This is a genomic window from Streptomyces sp. WM6372, from assembly GCF_001279655.1.
In the GTDB taxonomy this organism is placed as follows: domain Bacteria; phylum Actinomycetota; class Actinomycetes; order Streptomycetales; family Streptomycetaceae; genus Streptomyces.
This window is the reverse complement of record NZ_LGDB01000160.1, coordinates 105993-124731: the sequence shown is the minus strand read 5'-3', so window position 1 is coordinate 124731 and position 18739 is coordinate 105993. Positions and strand designations below refer to the sequence as shown.

Sequence of the window (18739 nt, the reverse complement as noted above, 5' to 3'; positions counted from 1 at the left end):
GGTCCGGGGCCCTTTCGCGCGCGGCGGCGAAAACGTCGGCGGTGCGGCCGCCTGTTCGTCTCCCGCTACCCTGCGTGACCGTCTGTGGCGGCTGTCAACCTCTGTGAAGCCAGGGCCGTGCGAACTGCCTTGCATGTCCCTATTTGCCCCGTCTTCGAGGGTGAACAAGATCACTCTCCGCAAGGCATTGCGCATGGATGCCGGGAGCCGGGGCACGCGGCCGGATCGGGTCGGGCAACCGGCAGGGGGATCCAGAGGACGAAAGGCAATACGCAACGTGACCGCAGCACAACAGAGCATCCACGTGGGCGGAGAGTGGCGCGCAGCCCTCTCCGGAGCCACGCGCGAGATCATCGACCCCGTCGACGCGACCGCCTTCGCGGTCGTGGCGGAGGGCGGCGTCCAGGACACCGACGAAGCGGTGGCCGCGGCACGGGCCGCGTTCGACGACGGCGCCTGGCCGCGTACGCCGGTCGCCGAGCGGGCCGCCCTGCTGCGGCGGGTCGCCGCCCTGCTGGAGCGCGACCGCGAGCGGATCGGAGCCCTGGAGAGCCAGGACGCGGGCAAGACCCTGGAGGAGGGCCGCGTCGACGTCGACTGCGTCCGCGACGCCTTCCTCTACTTCGCCGACCTCGTGGCGAGCGAGAACGGCGGACGGGTCGTCGACGCCGGCTCGGACGAGATCCGCAGCGTCGTCGTGCACGAGCCGGTCGGGGTCTGCGCCCTGATCACGCCGTGGAACTACCCGCTGCTCCAGGCCAGCTGGAAGATCGCGCCCGCCCTCGCCGCAGGCAACACGTTCGTCATCAAGCCCAGCGAGATCACCCCGCTGACCACCGTCGCGCTGATCGAACTGCTGCTGGAGGCCGGACTCCCGCTCGGCGCGGCCAACATCGTCACCGGTCCCGGCGGCACGGTCGGCGCGCGGCTCGCCGAACACCCCGATGTCGACCTCATCTCGTTCACGGGCGGTCTCGTCAGCGGCACGAAGGTCGCCAGGGCGGCCGCCGACAGCGTGAAGAAGGTCGCCCTCGAACTGGGCGGCAAGAACCCCAACGTGGTGTTCGCCGATGCCTGTTCGACGCCCGAAGCGTTCGACACCGCCGTCGACCAGGCGCTCAACGCCGCCTTCATCCACAGCGGCCAGGTCTGCTCCGCCGGCTCCCGCCTCATCGTCGAGGAGCCGCTGCGCGACCGCTTCGTCGCCGAGCTCGCCCGCCGGGCACAGCTGATCCGCCTCGGGCGCGGCACCGACGAGGGCGTCGAGTGCGGACCGCTCGTCTCCGCGGCCCAGTTGGCGAGGACCGAGGAGTACGTCGCCTCCGCCCTCGCCGAGGGCGCGGTCCTGCGCGCGGGCGGCGAGAAGCCGGCCGGTCCCGGCTACTTCTTCCGGCCCACCGTCCTGGACCGGTGCCACCGCGGCATGCGCGTCGTCCGCGAGGAGGTCTTCGGCCCCGTCCTCACCGTGGAGACCTTCCGCACCGAGGAAGAGGCCGTCGCCCTCGCCAACGACACCGAGTACGGACTCGCCGGAGCGGTGTGGACCTCCGACGGGGACCGCGCCCGGCGGGTCGCGGCCCGGCTGCGCCACGGCACCGTCTGGATCAACGACTTCCACCCCTACCTGCCGCAGGCCGAATGGGGCGGCTTCGGAAAGTCCGGCATCGGCCGCGAACTGGGCCCCGGCGGTCTCGGCGAATACCGCGAGGCCAAGCACATCTACCAGAACCTCGCCCCGCGCCCCGTGCGCTGGTTCGCGGGCGCGACGGAGAAGGACCAGGCATGAACGACGAGCACGTGTACGACTACGTCGTCGTCGGCGGCGGCACCGCGGGTTCCGTGATCGCCTCCCGGCTGACCGAGGACCCGGACGTCAGCGTCGCCGTCATCGAGGGCGGCCCCAGTGACGTCGGCCGCGACGACGTCCTCACCCTGCGCCGCTGGATGGGCCTGCTCGGCGGTGAGCTGGACTACGACTACCCCACCACCGAGCAGCCCCGGGGCAACTCGCACATCCGCCACAGCCGTGCGCGGGTGCTGGGCGGCTGTTCCTCGCACAACACCCTCATCGCGTTCAAGCCGCTGCCCTCCGACTGGGACGAGTGGGCGCAGGCCGGTGCCGAGGGGTGGGACGCGGCCGCCATGGATCCGTACTTCGCCCGGCTGCGCAACAACATCGTTCCGGTCGACGAGGCCGACCGGAACGCGATCGCCCGGGACTTCGTCGACGCGGCGCAGACCGCGCTCGGCGTACCGCGCGTCGAGGGCTTCAACAGGGCCCCCTTCCACGAGGGCGCCGGCTTCTTCGACCTCGCCTACCACCCGGAGGACAACAAGCGCTCCTCCGCCTCCGTCGCCTATCTGCACCCGTTCCTGGACCGGCCGAACCTGCACATCGCCCTGGAGACCTGGGCGTTCCGGCTGGAGCTGGAGGGCACCCGCGCGACCGGCGTGCACATCCGTACCAAGGAGGGCGCGGAGCGCGTCGTACGCGCCCGGCGCGAGGTCCTGGTGTGCGCCGGGGCCGTGGACACCCCGCGCCTGCTGCTCCACTCCGGCATCGGGCCGCGCGCCGACCTGGAGAAGCTCGGCATCCCCGTCGTGCACGACCTGCCGGGCGTCGGCGAGAACCTGCTGGACCACCCCGAGTCGGTCATCGTGTGGGAGACGCACGGTCCGATCCCGGAGAACTCCGCGATGGACTCCGACGCCGGACTGTTCGTCCGCCGGGACCCGCAGGGCGAAGGCCCGGACCTGATGTTCCACTTCTACCAGATCCCCTTCACCGACAACCCCGAGCGCATCGGCTACGAACGGCCCGCGCACGGCGTGTCGATGACCCCGAACATCCCCAAGCCGCGCAGCCGCGGGCGGCTCTACCTGACGAGCGCCGACCCCGAGGACAAGCCCGCGCTCGACTTCCGGTACTTCACCGACGAGGACGACTACGACGGCCGGACCCTCGTCGACGGCATCCGCATCGCCCGGCGGATCGCCGCGAGCGAACCGCTGGCCGGCTGGCTCAAGCGCGAGGTGTGCCCCGGTCCCGAGGTGACCTCCGACGAGGAGCTCAGCGCGTACGCCCGCCACGTCGCGCACACCGTCTACCACCCCGCCGGCACCTGCCGGATGGGCGCCGTCGACGACGAACTCGCCGTCGTCGCGCCCGACCTGCGGATCCGGGGCCTCGACGGCATCCGGATCGCCGACGCGTCCGTTTTCCCCACCATGACCGCCGTGAACCCGATGATCGGCGTCCTCATGGTCGGCGAGAAATGCGCCGACCTGCTGGGAGGCACACCCCGATGAACACTGCGAGCACTTCGCACAGCGCGCCGCACGGCGCCACGACCACCCCGCCGCGGACACCCGCGGACCCGGTCTTCTCCGTACGCGACCTGTGGAAGGTCTTCGGTCCGAAGGCCGACCGCGTGCCCGCCGACAAGGAGCTCGGGGCCCTCGACGCCGCCGAGCTGCGCGAGCGCACCGGCTGCACCGCCGCCGTCCGCGACGTCTCCTTCGACGTCCGCAAGGGCGAGGTCTTCGTCGTCATGGGCCTGTCGGGCTCGGGCAAGTCGACGCTCGTACGCTGCCTGACCCGGCTCATCGAGCCGACCTCGGGCACGATCTCCATCGACGGGGAGGACGTGCTGTCCATGGACACCGGCCGGCTCCGCGAGCTGCGCCGGCACCGGGCGGCGATGGTCTTCCAGCACTTCGGGCTGCTGCCGCACCGGACGGTGCTCGACAACATCGCCTACGGACTGGAGATCCAGGGCGTGGGACGCGGCGAACGGCGCGAGCGGGCGGCGGAGTTCGTCACCAAGGTCGGCCTGGACGGCATGGAGCACCGCAGACCGAGCCAGCTGTCCGGCGGCCAGCAGCAGCGCGTCGGACTGGCCCGCGCACTCGCCGTCGACCCGGAAGTCCTGCTGTTCGACGAGCCGTTCAGCGCGCTGGACCCGCTCATCCGGCGGGACATGCAGGAGGAGGTCGTACGCCTGCACCGGGAGGAGGGACGCACGATGGTCTTCATCACCCACGACCTGAGCGAGGCGCTGAAGCTCGGCGACCGCATCGCGCTGATGCGCGACGGCCGGATCGTGCAGCTCGGCACGCCGGAGGAGATCGTGGGCGCCCCCGCCGACGACTACGTCAGGGACTTCGTCCGGGACGTACCGCGCGAGCAGGTGCTGACCGTCCGCTCGGCGATGCGCCCCGCCCTCGCCGGCGAGCACGAGGCCGGTCCCGCGCTGGACCCCGGTGCCACCGTCCACGAGGCCATCGAGGCCGTCGCCCGTACGGGCGAGAACGCGCGGATCGTCGAAGACGGCCGGTGCCTCGGCGTGGTCGACCACGCGGGACTCCTGGGTGTCGTCGCCGGGGTCCCGGTCGCGACGCGAAGGGCGGTGGCCTGATGTACGCCCATACGACCTGGCCGCCGCCGGGCGGCACGACCGGCGCCGACGCCGGACGGTGGGGCCGATGACCGCCACCGCCACCACCCCTGCCACCACCAAGGGCTCCACGACCGCCGACGGCACCAGGACCGGTGCGCTGCGCGCGCTCGCGCGCCACCGCGGCCGGCTGATCGGCGCGGGCGCGGCCCTCGCACTCGTCCTCGGTTCCCTGCTTCTGGGCGGCGGCGGCTGGCCGGCGTCGCTCGCCGTCGACCTGTCCGGACCGCTCGACCGCGCCAGCGACTGGATCATCGACAACCGTGACGGCCACCCGCTCTTCCTCTACTTCCTCGGCCACGTCAGCAACCTCGTGGTCGTGTCCGTCCGCGCGGTGTACCTGGTGCTGCTCGCCCTCGGCTGGGCCGGCGTCACCGCCGCCGCCGGGCTGCTGGCCTGGCGCGTCGCGGGCGTCCGGCTCGCGCTGACCTCCGTCGCCGCCTTCGCCGTCTGCGGACTGCTCGGCATGTGGGTGCCGACCCTCCAGACGCTCGCCCTGATGGTCGTCGCCGTCGCCGCCTCCGTACTGCTCGGAGGCCTCCTCGGGCTGGCCGCCGGCCTGTCGGACCGGATGCACCGGATCCTGCGGCCCGTGCTGGACACCATGCAGGTGCTGCCGGCCTTCGCGTACCTGCTGCCCGTCGTCCTGGTCTTCGGCATCGGCGTGCCCGCCGCCGTCCTCGCCACCGTCGTCTACGCCGCCCCGCCCATGGCCCGCCTCACCGCGCTCGGCCTGCGCGACGCGGACGCCGGCGTCGTGGAGGCCGCCACCTCCCTCGGCGCCACCGGCCGGCAGCGGCTGCTGACGGCCCGGCTGCCGCTGGCCCGCAAGGAACTGCTGCTCGGCGTCAACCAGTCGATCATGATGGCGCTCGGTATGGCCGTGATCGCGTCCGTCATCGGTGCGGGCGGCCTCGGCGACCGCGTCTACCAGGCGCTGGCCTCCGTCGACGTGGGCGCCGCGCTCGCCGCCGGCATCCCGATCGTGCTGCTCGCCATCGTCCTGGACCGGGTCACCGCCGCGGCGGGGGAGCGGATCGGCGCGGCCGGGGCCGGCCGGTCCCGGCTCGGCTGGGCCGCCGCGGCCGCGGTGACCGCCGCCGTCGCCGTCGCGGGGCGCCTGTCCGACCGGCTCTCCTGGCCCGACGGGTGGACGGTGGGCATCGCCGAACCCGTCAACCGGGCCGTCGACTGGATGACCGCCCACCTCTACTCCGGCGTGCCCCTCGTCGGCGGCACCGCCGACTGGGCGGGGCACTTCACCACATGGGTCCTCAACCCCCTGCGCCACGGCCTGCAGTGGCTGCCCTGGTGGGCGGTCCTGCTGACCGTGGGCGTCCTCGCGCTGCTCATCGGTACCTGGCGCACCGCCGTGACCGCCGTCCTCGCCATGGCCGCGATCGGCGTGCTGGGCGTATGGGACCCGGCGCTCGACACGCTGTCCCAGGTACTGGCCGCCGTCGCCGTGACGCTGCTGCTCGGCTTCGCGCTCGGGGTCGCCGCGGCCCGCAGCAGCCGGCTGGGACGCGCCCTGCGTCCGGTCCTCGACGTCTTCCAGACCATGCCGCAGTTCGTGTACCTGATCCCCGTGGTCGCCCTGTTCGGGGTGGGCCGCGCCCCGGCGGTCGCGGCCGCCGTGGTCTACGCGCTGCCCGCGGTGGTCCGGATCACGGCCCAGGGCGTGCGCGCCGTGGACCCGGCCGCTCTGGAGTCCTCGCGCTCGCTGGGCGCGACCGGGCGCCAGCAACTGCTCCAGGTCCAGCTGCCGCTGGCCCGGCCCGCTCTGCTGCTGGCCGTCAACCAGGGCGTGGTACTGGTCCTCGCCGTGGTCGTCATCGGCGGTCTCGTGGGCGGCGGGGCGCTCGGCTACGACGCGGTCTTCGGCCTCGCCCAGGGTGACCTGGCGACCGGCCTGGTCGCCGGTGCGGCGATCGTCTGCCTCGGCCTGGTGCTCGACCGCGTCACCCAGCCGACGCAACGCCGCGACCCCGCCGGAAAGGGGGCCTGAGATGGCTCACACTCGCACCCGCATGCGTACGCGCGCACGCTCCACCGGGACTCGTACCCGCTGCGCCGCCCTCGCGGCCGCCGTCGCCCTGACGGCCCTCACCGGCTGCGGCGCCGCCGACATGACCCGCCAGGCCTCCCCGTACGCCGATGCCAAGGGCTCCCGCACGGTGACGCTGTCCGTGCAGTCGTGGGTGGGCGCGCAGGCCAACGTGGCCGTCGCCCAGTACCTGCTGGAGCACGAGCTCGGCTACCGGGTGGACACCGTCCAGATCGACGAGGTACCCGCCTGGGACGCGCTCAGCCAGGGCCGGGTGGACGCCATCCTGGAGGACTGGGGCCACCCGGAGCAGGAGAAGCGCTACGTCGACGACAAGGCGACGATCAAGCGGGGCGGCGATCTCGGGGTCACCGGCCACATCGGCTGGTTCGTGCCGACGTACTTCGCCGAGGAACACCCGGACGTCACCGACTGGAAGAACCTGAACAAGTACGCGAACGACTTCAGGACCGCGGAGAGCGGCGGCAAGGGCCAGCTGCTGGACGGCTCCCCGTCCTACGTGACGAACGACAAGGCGCTCGTGAAGAACCTGGGCCTGGACTACCAGGTCGTGTTCGCGGGCTCGGAGGCGGCGCAGATCACGCAGATCCGGCAGTTCGCCAAGGAGAAGAAGCCGTTCCTGAGCTACTGGTACAAGCCCCAGTGGCTGTTCGAGAAGGTCCCGATGACGGAGGTGAAGCTGCCCGCCCACGAGGAGGGCTGTGACACCGACACGGAGAAGGTGGCCTGCGCGTACCCGCACACCCCGCTGCAGAAGTTCCTCAACGCCCGCTTCGCGGACGGCGGAGGTGACGCCGCCGCCTTCCTGAAGAAGTTCCGCTGGACGACCGAGATGCAGAACGACGTCGCCCTGATGATCGCGGACGAGAAGCTGGCGCCGCAGGAGGCGGCGGCCCGCTGGGTGAAGGAGAACGAGGCCACGTGGCGGACGTGGCTCCCGTCCTGACACCGGTTCGGCCCACGCCTACGCTCACGTGTACGAGGCCGCCAGCTCGCTGCTGCGGTCACGAGCGGCTTCCAGGGCCGCCATCAGCGCGGCGCGCACCCCGTGCCGTTCCAGCTCCCGCACCGCGCTGATGGTGGTACCGGCGGGTGAGGTGACCGCCTCACGGAGCTTGACGGGGTGGGTGCCGGAGTCGCGCAGCATGACCGAGGCACCCACGGAGCTGCGGACGACGAGCTCGTGGGCCTTGTCCCTCGGCAGCCCCAGCAGGACGCCCGCATCGGTCATCGCCTCGACGAGGAAGTAGAAGTAGGCGGGCCCCGACCCCGAGAGGGCGGTCGCGGCGTCCTGCTGGGACTCCGGCACGGTGAGGGTGTGGCCGACGCCGCGGAACAGGTCCGCGGCCCGCTCCACGTGCTGCTGCGAGGCGTGGCTGCCACCGGAGAGGACGGTCATCCCCTCGTCGACCAGCACCGCCGTGTTGGGCATCGCCCGGACCACCGCGACGCCGGCCGGGACCCGCTCCTCGAAGAAGGCCGTGGGGAGCCCGGCCGCCACGCTGATCAGCAGGGTCCCGGGGGCGATCGCGGGGGCGATCTCCGCCAGCAGCGCGCCCATGTCCTGCGGCTTCACCGCGAGGATCAGCACATCGGCCCACGCGGCGGCGTCGGTGTTGCCCAGCGCCGCGATTCCGTGGCGCGCCTCGATCTCGGCGGCCCGCTTCTTGCGGCGGCAGGTGACGCCGAGCGCCTGCGCCGGCCAGCCGGAGCGCAGCAGGCCGCCGAGGAGCGCCTCACCCATCTTGCCCGCGCCGAGCACGGCGACCTTGCACGTCATGACTTGCTCCCTCGTGGTGGAAGTGACGAAGAGAAGAAGGGGCCGGCCGGCCTGGTCACCCCGTACCCGTCCCCGCGTACGCGTGCGGCGCGAACAGGGCCACGTCCTGCGCACCGACGACCTCGGGACAGGCCACGGCCGCGGGCCCGTCCTGCGGTACGGGGAACCCGGCGAGCAGCCGGATCAGATCGCCGGAGTCCAGCCGGGCGAGGCCGCGCGCCACGGGCCTGCCCGCGCCGTCGGCGAGGTCCACCGGGTCGCCCGCGCCGAACCGCCCCTCGACGGCGGTGACTCCGGTCCACAGCACGGGCCGGCCGTGCTCGCGCACGTCCCGCACGGCGCCGGCGTCGAGGACGATCCGGCCCTGCGGCTCCGTGGCGTGGGCCAGCCAGAACAGCTGCTCGGCGGGCCGCTGCCGGGCGGCGTGGAAGTACGTGCCCGTCTCCGCGCCCGCCAGCGCCCGTGCGGCCTGCCCGGCGGCGGCCAGTACGACGGGGATCCCGGCGCTCGCGGCGGTCATCGCCGCCTGGACCTTGGCCCCCATGCCGCCCGTACCGACGCCCGAGCGCCCCGGGGTGCCCGTACGGATCCCGGCGAGGTCGGCGGGCCCGCGGATCTCGGAGATCGGGCCGGTGCCGGGGGCCAGCGGGTCCCCGTCGTACAGCGCCTCCACGTCGGAGAGGAGGACGAGCAGGTCCGCGCCGATCAACTCGGCGACCAGGGCGGCGAGCCGGTCGTTGTCGCCGAAGCGGACCTCGTGGGTGGCGACCACGTCGTTCTCGTTGACGACCGGCACGATCCCCATGAGCATGAGCTTCTTCAGGGTGCGCCGGGCGTTGTGGTAGTGGTCGCGGCGGGTGATGTCCCCGGCCGTGAGCAGGACCTGCCCCACCTGGATGCCGTAACGGCCGAACTCCGAGCCGTACGTGCCCATGAGCAGCCCCTGGCCGACACTGGCCGCCGCCTGCTGCTCGGACAGCTCGGTGGGCCGCGTGGTCAGCCCCAGCGGCGCGAGTCCCGCCGCGACGGCGCCGGACGACACCAGGACGACGCTCTTGCCCTGCCGGTGCAGCGCGGCCAGGACCTCGACCAGGGCCGCCGGCCGGGCGGGATCGAGCCGTCCGGAGCCCGAGGTGAGCGAGGACGAGCCGATCTTGACCACGATCCGGTGGGCCCCGGCCACGTCCGCACGCTCGGTGCGCGGTCCGTCCGGCGCTGCTTCGGATGTCACGGGAGCTCTCCTCGGGGCGGTGGGGCGGCGGCCGTGGGGCGGTGGCAGCGGCTGTGGGGCTCCGATTCAGCCATGATCCGTTCCCGTTTCGTTCCCGCTCCCCGGGAATGGTCCGGGATCGATTCGGTAGCCACCGGTCTCATTTTTGCTGGGCATCAGTAGGCCCACAGCAAAAAGAGGAAGGAGGCAGGGAGTTCGGTGTTCACGTCATTCACGGAGAAAATGGCACAACCGGATCTGATAGATCTCGGCGACGGCATATATGTCCTCCGGTTCGAGGTCATGAAGGTGACCTCGGTCTACCGCGCGGTCAAGGAGTTGCTGGCGCGCGGGGTGATCCGGCCCGGGCAGACCCTCGTCGACAGCTCCAGTGGCATCTACGGCCACGCGCTCGCCCTGGTCTGCCGGGAACTGGGACTGAAGTGCCACGTCTTCGCCTCCGTCGCGGTGGACGACGGGATCAAGACCCAGCTCAAGTACCTCGGTGCCACCTACGACCAGGTCTCCGGCGGCGGAGGCAACCTCCAGCACGACCAGGAGGCCCGCGTCCGGCTCGTCCACGACTACCTCCGGCGCAACCCGGACGCGTACTGGATGCAGCAGTACCACGACGACGTGCACTACGCCGGCTACGAACACGTCGCGGAGCTGCTCCTCAAGGAGCTGGGATGGGCCGAGATGACCCTGGTCGGCGGCGTCGGCACCGGCGCCTCGACCAGCGCGATGAGCCGCTACCTGCGCGAGTCGTGCCCCAACGTCCGGGTGGCCGGCATCCAGCCGTTCGGCAGCCGCTCCTTCGGCTCCGAGAACTTCCCGCTCGACGGTTTCATCATCGCCGGCATCGGCAGCGGGATCCGCTTCGACAACATCGACTACAGCGCCTACGACGACATCCACTGGGTCGACTTCGACGTGTCGGCCGCGGGCTGCCGCCACCTGCTCTCCACCACGGGCGTCTTCGCCGGACTGTCCGCCGGAGCCGGCTGGCAGGCCGCCCGGTACATCCGCTCGACCGAACCCGCCGGCGGCCCCGTCGTCTTCATGGCCGCCGACCCGGGACACCGCTACATCAAGCAGGTCTTCCCGCCCGACGGACCGCTCGTCAAGGACCCGGAGTACCGGCCCGTCGTCATTTCCGCACTGGAGGAGATGACCGGACCCTGGTGCACGATGAACTGGGGCCGACGGCCGTACAGCGTCGAGGACGACCTTCCGGTGCTCGCCCTGCAGGGCTGAATGCCCGCTCGGCCGACCCGGGATCGCCGAATTCCCCCGTAAAGAATCAGAGGCCGCACCATGACCGATGTCGCCATCATCAATTATGGCGCCCAGCACGACTATCCGGCCATGCTCCACGAGCTGGCGAACGGGCTCCACGTCTTCAGCCACAACCCGCTCGCGCACACTGCGGGGCTCGGTTCCTACGAACACGTCGAGGACTGCGAGTTCGTCCCCTACGCCGAACTGCGCATCCGGCAGCTGGCGCGGACCCGGTCCTTCTCCCACGTCATCACCGACAACGAGTACGACCTCGAACGGGCCGCGCGCATCCGGGAGGACCTCGGCATTCCCGGCCAGTCGGCGCGCAGCGCACGGCAGTTCCGCGACAAGGTCGTCATGAAGCAGACCGCGGGCCGCACCGTCGCCACCCCGCGATACGCCCGGCTGGCGACGATCGTCGACCTCACCCGGTTCATCGAGGAGAACGACTACCCCGTCGTCGTCAAGCCGGTCAGCCAGGGCGGTTCGCGCGACATCGTGGTGCTGCGCGACGAGGACGGCCTGATGGAGTTCAGCCGCCGCCACTGGCGCGAGGACCTCATGGTCGAGGACTTCGTCGACGGCGAGATCTACCACGTCGACGCGATCCTGGCGCCCGGCTACCGTTTCGTGGCCTCCTCCCGGTACCTGCGCGACTGCCTCGGCGTCCTCTCCGGCCAGAACAACGGCTCCCTCCAGCTCGACCCGGCCGGCAAACTCTCCCAGCGGCTTGAGGAGTTCCTCGACCGGGTCCTCGAAGCCTTCGACACCCCGGAAGTCGGCGCCTACCACCTCGAGGTGTTCCGCACGCCCGAGGACGAGTTCGTGCTGTGCGAGATCGCCTCGCGCGTCGGCGGCTCCCGCATCCCCGCCCTCACCCGCCTGACCTACGGCCTGGATCTGCACGCCACCTGGCTGCGGCTGTCCTGCGGTCTGCCGGTGGACCCCGCGCCGACCGCCCCACCGGCCGAACTCCGCGGCTCCATCGGCATCGTCCCCCAGGGCCGCCCGGTGCGCGCACCGCGGACCCTGCCGTTCGACTGGGTCGAGCACTACCAGGTCAACGAGCAGCTCGCGCTCGGCGCCGTGGCCCAGAACAGCACCTCCCACCTCTGCTTCGCCCTGGTCCGCGGAGCCGACACCGCCGAGGTGGAGCAGCGCCTGCTCCAGGCCGAGGAGTGGATCCTGGACAACCTGATCGAGGCCGACGGACCCGCCCGGCTCCCCGCGCCGTGAACGCCTGGCGAGAGGCGTCGCCCACCGCGCGCCTCCTGCTGGTGGCGGTGCTCTTCACCGGCCTGACCACCTTCATGTTCCTGCCCCTGCTGGCCATCGAACTGACGGCGCAGGGCATCCCGGCGGGCCGCACCGGCTTCCTGGTCGGTCTGCTCGCCTTCTCCGGCCAGGCGTTCTCGCTCCTGACCGGGCTGCTGGTCGACCGGTTCGGCGCCCACCGGGTGATGTCCGCCGGCTTCCTGCTGCGCGTCCTCGGCTACGTGCTCCTCGGGCTCGGCGGCGCCGGCGCTCCGGCGCCGCTCGTCGCCGGGATCGTCGCCGTCGGGGTCGGCGGCTCGCTGCTGGGCCTGTCGACCAAGACGCTGCTCGTCTCGCAGGACGGCGCCGATCCGCGCACGATGCTCGCGCTGCGCTCGACGTTCGTGAACGTCGGCGTCGTGGCCGGGCCCGCGCTGGGCGCCGCGGTGTACCCGCTCGGGTTCGGCTGGATCCTGGCGGCCTGCGTGCTCTCGCACCTCGTCCTCGGCACCTGCCTGCTCCTGCGACGGTCCGTGACGGCCTCCCGGTCACGGCCCGCCGCGGGACGGGCCCCCGCCCCCGCCCGGGCGGCTGACGGTGCGCCCAGCACGCCGGGGACACTGCGCCAGTGGCTGCCCCTGTGCGGGCTGGGGGTCGCGTACTGGGCGATCTACAGCCAGCTCAACGTCCTGCTCCCGATCACCGCGAACGAGATGACCGGCAGCACCGCGGCGATCTCGGTGGTCTTCACGGCCAACGGCCTGCTCGTCGTGCTGTTCCAGTACACCCTGCTGCGCCACGTCTTCCGCCGCGCGACCGCCCGCACCCTGCTGGTCCTCGGCTTCCTCGCCTTCGCCTGCGCCTACGCCACGCTGATACCGCTCGCCGGGTGGTACTCGCTGCTCGCCTTCGTGGTGCCGGTCACGCTGGCGGAGATGCTGATCGGCCCCAGCCTCGACGAGCAGGCGGTCAACGCCGCCGCCACCCGCCGCACCGGACTCGCACTCGGCACGATGAGCGCCGCCGGAGCCCTGGGCAGCCTCTTCGGCTCCAGCGCGGGCGGCTACCTGCTGCAGAGCGCGCGGGGCGGCAGCGAGGTGTGGCTGCTGCTCGTCGGGTCCTCCCTCGCCGCCGCGGCGATCTGTCTCCTCCTACCGAAAGTGCGTACGCGCCATGCCTGACACACAGCCGACCGTCGTGCTGCTCAACCCCCGCAGCCATGTCCTGACCGCGGCCCGGAAGCTGGGCGCCGCCACCGTGACCGTCCCCGAACCCGGCAGGCCGCTCCCCGCGGACGGAGCGGGACTGGCCTTCCACTCCCCGTGGACGACCGATCCCGAGGACCTCATCGACCGGCTCCGCGCCCTGGACCTGCCGGCCCCGGTCAGCTGCTTCGGCTTCGGCGAAATCGGCTGCGTCGTGGCCGCGCTGGTCAACCGGCGCCTCGGCTGGCCGGGCAACCCGCCCGAGGCCATGGAGGCGTTCAAGGACAAGGCGAAGCTGAGGTCCGCGGTCGGAGACCGGGCCGGCGCGCCCGTCGCGTACCGGCTGTGCACGGACAAGAGCCAGATCCGCCCGGCCGTGGAGCACATCGGCTACCCCTGCATCGTGAAGCCGGCCGACGGCACCGGCAGCGCCGGGGTGCGGCAGCTCGCGGAGCCGCGGGAGCTCGACACCTACCTGGCCGCACTGGACTTCACGTCCCCGCACCTCGTCGAGGAGTTCCTCGTGGGGACCGAGTACAGCGTGGAGGCGACGAGCTCGTCCGCGGGCCACCGGATCCTCGCGATCACGGAGAAGGCGACCACCGGCGCCCCCGGATTCGTCGAGACCGGCCACACCCTGCCCGTACGGCTCGCCCCGCAGGACGAGGAGGCCGTCGCCGCCCTGGTCACCGCGACCCTGGACGCGGCGGGCTACCGTACGGGCCCCTCGCACACCGAGGTCATGCTCACGGCCAAGGGGCCCCGCCTCATCGAGTCGCACGGCCGCCCCGGAGGTGACCGCATCAGCGACATGCTGGACCTGGCCCTCGGCGAGGACGTCTTCGAACAGGCGATGGCCGACGGCCTCGGACTGCCCGTCCCGGGAGCCCCCACCCGCGACCGGGTCGCCGGGATCCGCTACGTCACCTTCGACCGTACGGCGCCGGTCACGGTCACGGACGCGGAGGCCGCGAAGGTGGCCGCCCTGCCCGGGGTCACGGAGGTCGCCGTCGCCGTCCCGGCGGGCCAACTCCCCCCGGAGGTGCACCGGTCCGGGGACCGGCACGGCTTCGTGGTCGCCCACGGCGCGAACCGCGAGGAGCTGGAGAGCCGTCTCGACCTCGCCGTACGCACCCTCACCGCCGGCCGCTGAGCCTCCCCGTCCGCTCCGCCGCTCCCGCCCCTCGACCCCAGCCCCCCATCCACTCGCACCAGCACGCCAACAGGCCAGCGCCCGAAAGGCACTTCCCATGTCGTACAAGATCCTGGTCCTCGTCTCCGAGGCTGCGAAATTCCGGCTCGACAACCACTCGATCATTCCCAGCGCGCTCCACCGTGAGGGGCACGACGTCCACATCGGCGACATCGACACCCTCTGCCTGCACGACAACACCGTGGTCGTCGACCGGGTGCGGCTCAGCGAGGAGTACCTGACCGGCCACGACTTCCCCGCGCTGAGCGAGTCCTACGCCTCCGCCGAGGACTTCGACCTGGTCTGGGTCCTCACCGGCACCCACCCCGAGGCGCTCGCCGACTCCTTCCAGTTGCTCTGGCTGCTCAACCAGCGCGTCCCCTTCGTCAACGACGCCTCCGCCCTCTTCTACCTCAACTCCAAGATCACTCTGGGCGCGGCGGTCCCCGCGGAGCACCTGCCCTCCTCCTACGTGTCGAACGACTTCGAGTACCTCACCGAGCTGGTCGAGTCCGACGAGAACCGCACCTGGGTGCTCAAGCCCACCAACGAGGGCTGCGGCGCGGGCGTGTACTTCGTCAACAAGAACGAGCGCAACCGCCCCGCCCTGCTCCAGGCCGCCACCGGCAACGCCGTGCCGCGCTACGAGATGTACAGCCGCAACATCATCGGGCTCTCCAAGCGGTACACGGCCGTGCAGGAGTACATCCCCAACGTCCGCAGCAACGAGAAGCGCGTGATCATCGCCGGCGACGTGCCGGTCTGTGGCTTCCGCCGCTTCCACTTCGACAACGACGACCGCGCCAACGTCACGCTCGGCACCAAGTTCGAGGGCCTCACCCTGACCCCGGAGGAGGACGAGTTCGTCCGGGCCCTCGGCAAGCGCATGATGGACCTGGGCATCTTCTACTCCGGCATCGACATGGCCTACCCGTACATCATGGAGTTCAACCTGGTGAACCCGGGCGGGCTCAACTACTCCTTCCGGGCCACCGGCGTCGACCAGTCCTCCGAGACCGTCAACGCCGTGCTCGCCGCCCTGCGCGCCGCCGGGAAGATCTCGTGACCGCCTGGTCCTCGCTCGACCCGCGGGCCACCGCCGCCTGGAGGGAGTTCGCCGCCACCGGCGCGGCCGACGCGGACAACGAGCGATTCCAGAAGCGACTGCACCGCCCCGGCTGGGTCCACGCGTACCCGCCCGTCGTCTTCCACGGGGCCGCCGCCGACGAGGTCACCGACCTGGGCCTGAGCCTCGCCGAGCTGGTCTCGGACTTCCCGCGCCGCGTCTTCGGCGACGACCTGGAGGCCTGGGCCGGGTACCTCGGCGTCCCCGCCGATGACGCGGAGCTGATGATCAGCGCGCTGCGCCACCCGCGGACGGGCCGTACGGCCACGGCGGTCATGCGGCCGGACCTGGTGGTGACCGACGACGGACTCCAGCTCGTCGAACTGAACGTCTCCACGCCGATGGGCGGCATGAGCACGATCGCCCCCTACGCCGAGGCCACGCTGGACTCGGACTACGCCCGCTTCCTCGCGGAGCGCGGCCTCACCCCGGCCGCCGCCGCCACCTCGCACGTCTGGCTGGACATGTTCGTCGGCCTCCTGCGGGACCACGACACGGAGCGGCCGCTCCACGTGTTCGAGGCGATCGCGAACCCCGCGGACTCCGACTCGGGCCGGCGCTTCTTCGTCGACATGATCCGCTCGGGCGGGTACGAGATCAGCTGCGGCCTCGTCACCGACCTGGAACTCGACGAGGAGGGAGCCTCGTTCGAGGGCAAGCGGGTCGACGTGGTCGTCACCATGTACACCTGGCACGAGACCAAGAAGTACGTCCCGCCCGCCCTCACCCGCAGGCTGATGGAACTCGACATCGCCGAGAAGATCGACTTCATCGGCGCCCCGGCGACCGCCCTCCACGACAACAAGGCCAACCTGGCCCTGCTCACCGAGCCGGAGTTCGACCACCTCCTCACCGACAAGGAGCGGGACCTGGCACGGGCGCACGTCCCGGTGACCTTCCGGCTGCGGGCGGACACCCTCGGCCGCGCCCTCGCGGAGCGCGAGGAGCTCATCTGCAAACCCGCCTCGGCCTACGGGGGCAAGGACCTGGCCTTCGGATTCACCCACGACGACGGTCAGTGGCGCGCCCTGCTGGAGGAACGCCTCGCCGACCCGCGCGAGACCTACGTCCTCCAGCGCCGGCTGCGACCCGCCGTCGTCGACGTGCCCGGAGCCGACCCGGCCGGGCGCGAGGTCGTCCTGGCACCCCTGGTCTTCGGCGGCCGCTTCGCCGGGACCTTCCTGCGCCAGGCCCCGCCGAGGTCCGCCTCGGCGATCAACGCCTCCAGCGGCGCGGAGGCGGCCGGGGTCCTGACCTTCGACACCCCCTAGCCGGCACCCCACCCCCCGTTCGCACACAAGGAGTTCTGACGGATGCTAAGGATCGCGGTTCCCAACAAGGGCTCCTTGTCCGAGCGGGCCTCGGACATGCTGAGGGAGGCCGGTTACCAGCAGCGCAAGGAGGCCAAGGAGCTCGTCCTGGTCGATCCCGTGAACCAGGTCGAGTTCTTCTACCTCCGCCCCCGGGACATCGCCGTGTACGTCAGCGCGGGGCGGCTCGACCTGGGCATCACCGGCCGCGACCTGCTGCTGGAGTCGGGGGTCAACGCCGAGGAGGTCCTGGCGCTCGGCTTCGCCCGGTCGACGTTCCGCTACGCGGTCAAGCCAGGATCGGCGCGGGACACGGCCGACTTCGACGGCCTGACGATCGCCACCTCGTACGAGAACATCGTGGCCAAGCACCTGGCGAACAGCGGCATCCAGGCCTCGGTCGTCCACCTCGACGGCGCCGTGGAGACCGCCGTCGAGCTGGGCGTGGCCCAGGTGGTCGCGGACGTGGTCGAGACCGGAACCTCGCTGCGCAACGCCGGTCTCGAAGTGATCGGCGAGCCCATCATGGAATCGGAGGCCGTCCTCGTCCGCCGGCCGGGGACGGAGGATCCCAGGGCCCTGCAGTTCCTGCGGCGCCTCCAGGGCGTCCTGGTGGCCGGCTCCTACGTGATGATGGACTACGACTGCCGCGCCGAACACCTGGAGGACGCGGTCGCCCTGACCCCCGGGCTCGAAGCGCCCACCGTCTCCCCGCTGCACAACGAGGGGTGGGTCGCCGTCCGGGCCATGGTCCCGGCCAAGGAGGCGCAGCAGATCATGGACGGCCTCTACGCACTGGGCGCCCGCGCGATCCTCACCACGGCGATCCACGCCTGCCGGCTCTGAGGAACCGCCGGACGTGCGCACCGGGTGAGGGTCTTCGCATCGCATCGCATCGCATCGCTTTGCTTTGCTTTGCGTTGATTTGCATCGCGGTGCGGCGCGGCGCCGGAAGTCAGCGCGTGAGCGGGTGGCGGGCCAGGAAGCCGGCCAGGGCCTCGGCGACCGGCCGGGACCGTTCGATGTGGAGCAGGTGTCCCACTCCGTCGATGACGCGCTCCTCGACATCGGGGACGTTCGAGCCGAGGAACGCGGCGACCTCGACCCACAGCGGTCGGGTGTCGCTTCCCCGTACGGAAAGCACCGGTTGGCGGATCTCCGCGGCGTCGTCGGGGCCGAACCGCCATTCGGCCAGGGCGGGGAGCTCGACCCCGAAGAACGTGTCGGCGTCCTTGACCGCCTGCTCGATGCTGCCCGGCAGGCGCTCGTCGAGCAGGGCCCGGCAGCGGTCCCGGTCCATTCCGCTGACCAGGGACAGGAACAGCCCGAGGGCGCGTTCGGCGTCCCCGTCAGCGTACGCCTGGAAGGCTGGCGCCGCCTGGGCGAAGAACGCCGCGCCCGCCGGCACCGACAGCAGGGAGAGCTCCAGCAGGGAGACCGTGGCGATGCGGTCGGGGTGGTCCTGGGCCATCTGGGCGGCGACGGCGGCGCCGCTCGAATGCCCGGCCACGTGGGTGCGCTCGATGCCGAGGTGGTCGAGCAGCCCGATGGCATCGGCGACGTGGTCGGCGATGGCGACCGGCCCGGGGGTGTGGGTACTGCCGCCCCAGCCCCGCTTGTGGTACCGGATGAGCTGGTGGCGCTCGGCGAGTGCCGGTTCGGCGACGAGCGGGACGAACCCGTCGGCGAGGACCGGGCTGATGAGCAGGACCGGCTCCCCGGTTCCGCGGATCTCGTGCGCCAGCCGGATGTCGTTGACCGTGACGGTGTCCATGATGACCTCCTGTGCGGTTGTGGCTCACCATGGAGGCGTAAGCGGGACGGTTACCGCCGTAACCGGTACCGCCGCGACCGAC

Annotated in this window: 15 protein-coding genes; 12 read left to right on the top strand and 3 right to left on the bottom strand. The window is 71.9% G+C overall.

Features of this window, described 5'->3' with window-relative positions:
- Positions 1 to 277: 277 nt before the first annotated feature.
- The 5 genes from ADK52_RS13455 (at position 278) to ADK52_RS13435 (ending at position 7471) form a co-directional block, all read left to right on the top strand.
- Positions 278 to 1786, top strand: a complete 1509-nt coding sequence (locus tag ADK52_RS13455; RefSeq protein ID WP_053690009.1) for an aldehyde dehydrogenase family protein — start codon at positions 278 to 280, stop codon at positions 1784 to 1786.
- Entirely contained in the window at positions 1783 to 3309 is a 1527-nt protein-coding gene (locus ADK52_RS13450; protein ID WP_053690008.1) for a GMC family oxidoreductase, read from the top strand. Before ADK52_RS13455 ends, ADK52_RS13450 begins: the two co-directional genes overlap by 4 nt.
- The gene (locus ADK52_RS13445) at positions 3306 to 4418 is read left to right on the top strand and encodes a quaternary amine ABC transporter ATP-binding protein (RefSeq protein WP_053690007.1); all 1113 of its coding nucleotides are present in this window, start codon (positions 3306 to 3308) and stop codon (positions 4416 to 4418) included. The genes ADK52_RS13450 and ADK52_RS13445 overlap by 4 nt, the downstream gene beginning before the upstream one ends.
- A gap of 67 nt (positions 4419 to 4485) precedes the next feature.
- Positions 4486 to 6465 (top strand): ABC transporter permease subunit, encoded by a 1980-nt coding sequence (locus ADK52_RS13440; RefSeq protein ID WP_053690006.1) that lies wholly within the window; start codon positions 4486 to 4488, stop codon positions 6463 to 6465.
- Positions 6466 to 6487: 22 nt separating this feature from the next.
- On the top strand, positions 6488 to 7471 hold the full coding sequence (locus tag ADK52_RS13435) for an ABC transporter substrate-binding protein (protein ID WP_234343712.1): 984 nt from the start codon (positions 6488 to 6490) through the stop codon (positions 7469 to 7471).
- A gap of 24 nt (positions 7472 to 7495) precedes the next feature.
- Here the strand turns inward: ADK52_RS13435 and proC are convergent, their stop codons facing one another.
- Both proC and proB read right to left on the bottom strand, forming a co-directional pair.
- Positions 7496 to 8305: a pyrroline-5-carboxylate reductase gene (gene proC / locus ADK52_RS13430; protein WP_053690004.1), complete on the bottom strand. Its 810-nt coding sequence runs from the start codon at positions 8303 to 8305 to the stop codon at positions 7496 to 7498.
- Between the two features lie 55 nt (positions 8306 to 8360).
- Positions 8361 to 9488 (bottom strand): glutamate 5-kinase, encoded by a 1128-nt coding sequence (proB, locus tag ADK52_RS13425; protein WP_078988296.1) that lies wholly within the window; start codon positions 9486 to 9488, stop codon positions 8361 to 8363.
- A gap of 270 nt (positions 9489 to 9758) precedes the next feature.
- Between proB and ADK52_RS13420 the strand changes: the two genes are divergently transcribed.
- From ADK52_RS13420 to hisG, 7 genes are all read left to right on the top strand, one after another.
- A complete protein-coding gene (locus tag ADK52_RS13420; RefSeq protein ID WP_053690002.1) occupies positions 9759 to 10772 on the top strand; it encodes a pyridoxal-phosphate dependent enzyme in 1014 nt (337 codons plus the stop codon).
- 60 nt (positions 10773 to 10832) lie between these two features.
- Complete coding sequence (locus ADK52_RS13415; RefSeq protein WP_053690001.1) at positions 10833 to 12032, top strand: ATP-grasp domain-containing protein; 1200 nt, start codon at positions 10833 to 10835, stop codon at positions 12030 to 12032.
- Positions 12029 to 13231, top strand: a complete 1203-nt coding sequence (locus ADK52_RS13410) for an MFS transporter (RefSeq protein ID WP_053690000.1) — start codon at positions 12029 to 12031, stop codon at positions 13229 to 13231. Before ADK52_RS13415 ends, ADK52_RS13410 begins: the two co-directional genes overlap by 4 nt.
- A complete protein-coding gene (locus tag ADK52_RS13405) occupies positions 13224 to 14408 on the top strand; it encodes an ATP-grasp domain-containing protein (protein ID WP_053689999.1) in 1185 nt (394 codons plus the stop codon). The genes ADK52_RS13410 and ADK52_RS13405 overlap by 8 nt, the downstream gene beginning before the upstream one ends.
- 97 nt (positions 14409 to 14505) lie before the next feature.
- On the top strand, positions 14506 to 15513 hold the full coding sequence (locus ADK52_RS13400; RefSeq protein ID WP_053689998.1) for an ATP-grasp domain-containing protein: 1008 nt from the start codon (positions 14506 to 14508) through the stop codon (positions 15511 to 15513).
- Positions 15510 to 16844 (top strand): hypothetical protein, encoded by a 1335-nt coding sequence (locus ADK52_RS13395; protein WP_053689997.1) that lies wholly within the window; start codon positions 15510 to 15512, stop codon positions 16842 to 16844. Before ADK52_RS13400 ends, ADK52_RS13395 begins: the two co-directional genes overlap by 4 nt.
- Before the next feature lie 42 nt (positions 16845 to 16886).
- The gene (hisG, locus tag ADK52_RS13390; protein WP_053689996.1) at positions 16887 to 17729 is read left to right on the top strand and encodes an ATP phosphoribosyltransferase; all 843 of its coding nucleotides are present in this window, start codon (positions 16887 to 16889) and stop codon (positions 17727 to 17729) included.
- A gap of 109 nt (positions 17730 to 17838) precedes the next feature.
- Here hisG and ADK52_RS13385 read toward each other — a convergent pair whose 3' ends face one another.
- Positions 17839 to 18657: an alpha/beta fold hydrolase gene (locus ADK52_RS13385; RefSeq protein ID WP_053689995.1), complete on the bottom strand. Its 819-nt coding sequence runs from the start codon at positions 18655 to 18657 to the stop codon at positions 17839 to 17841.
- Between the last annotated feature and the right edge of the window lie 82 nt (positions 18658 to 18739).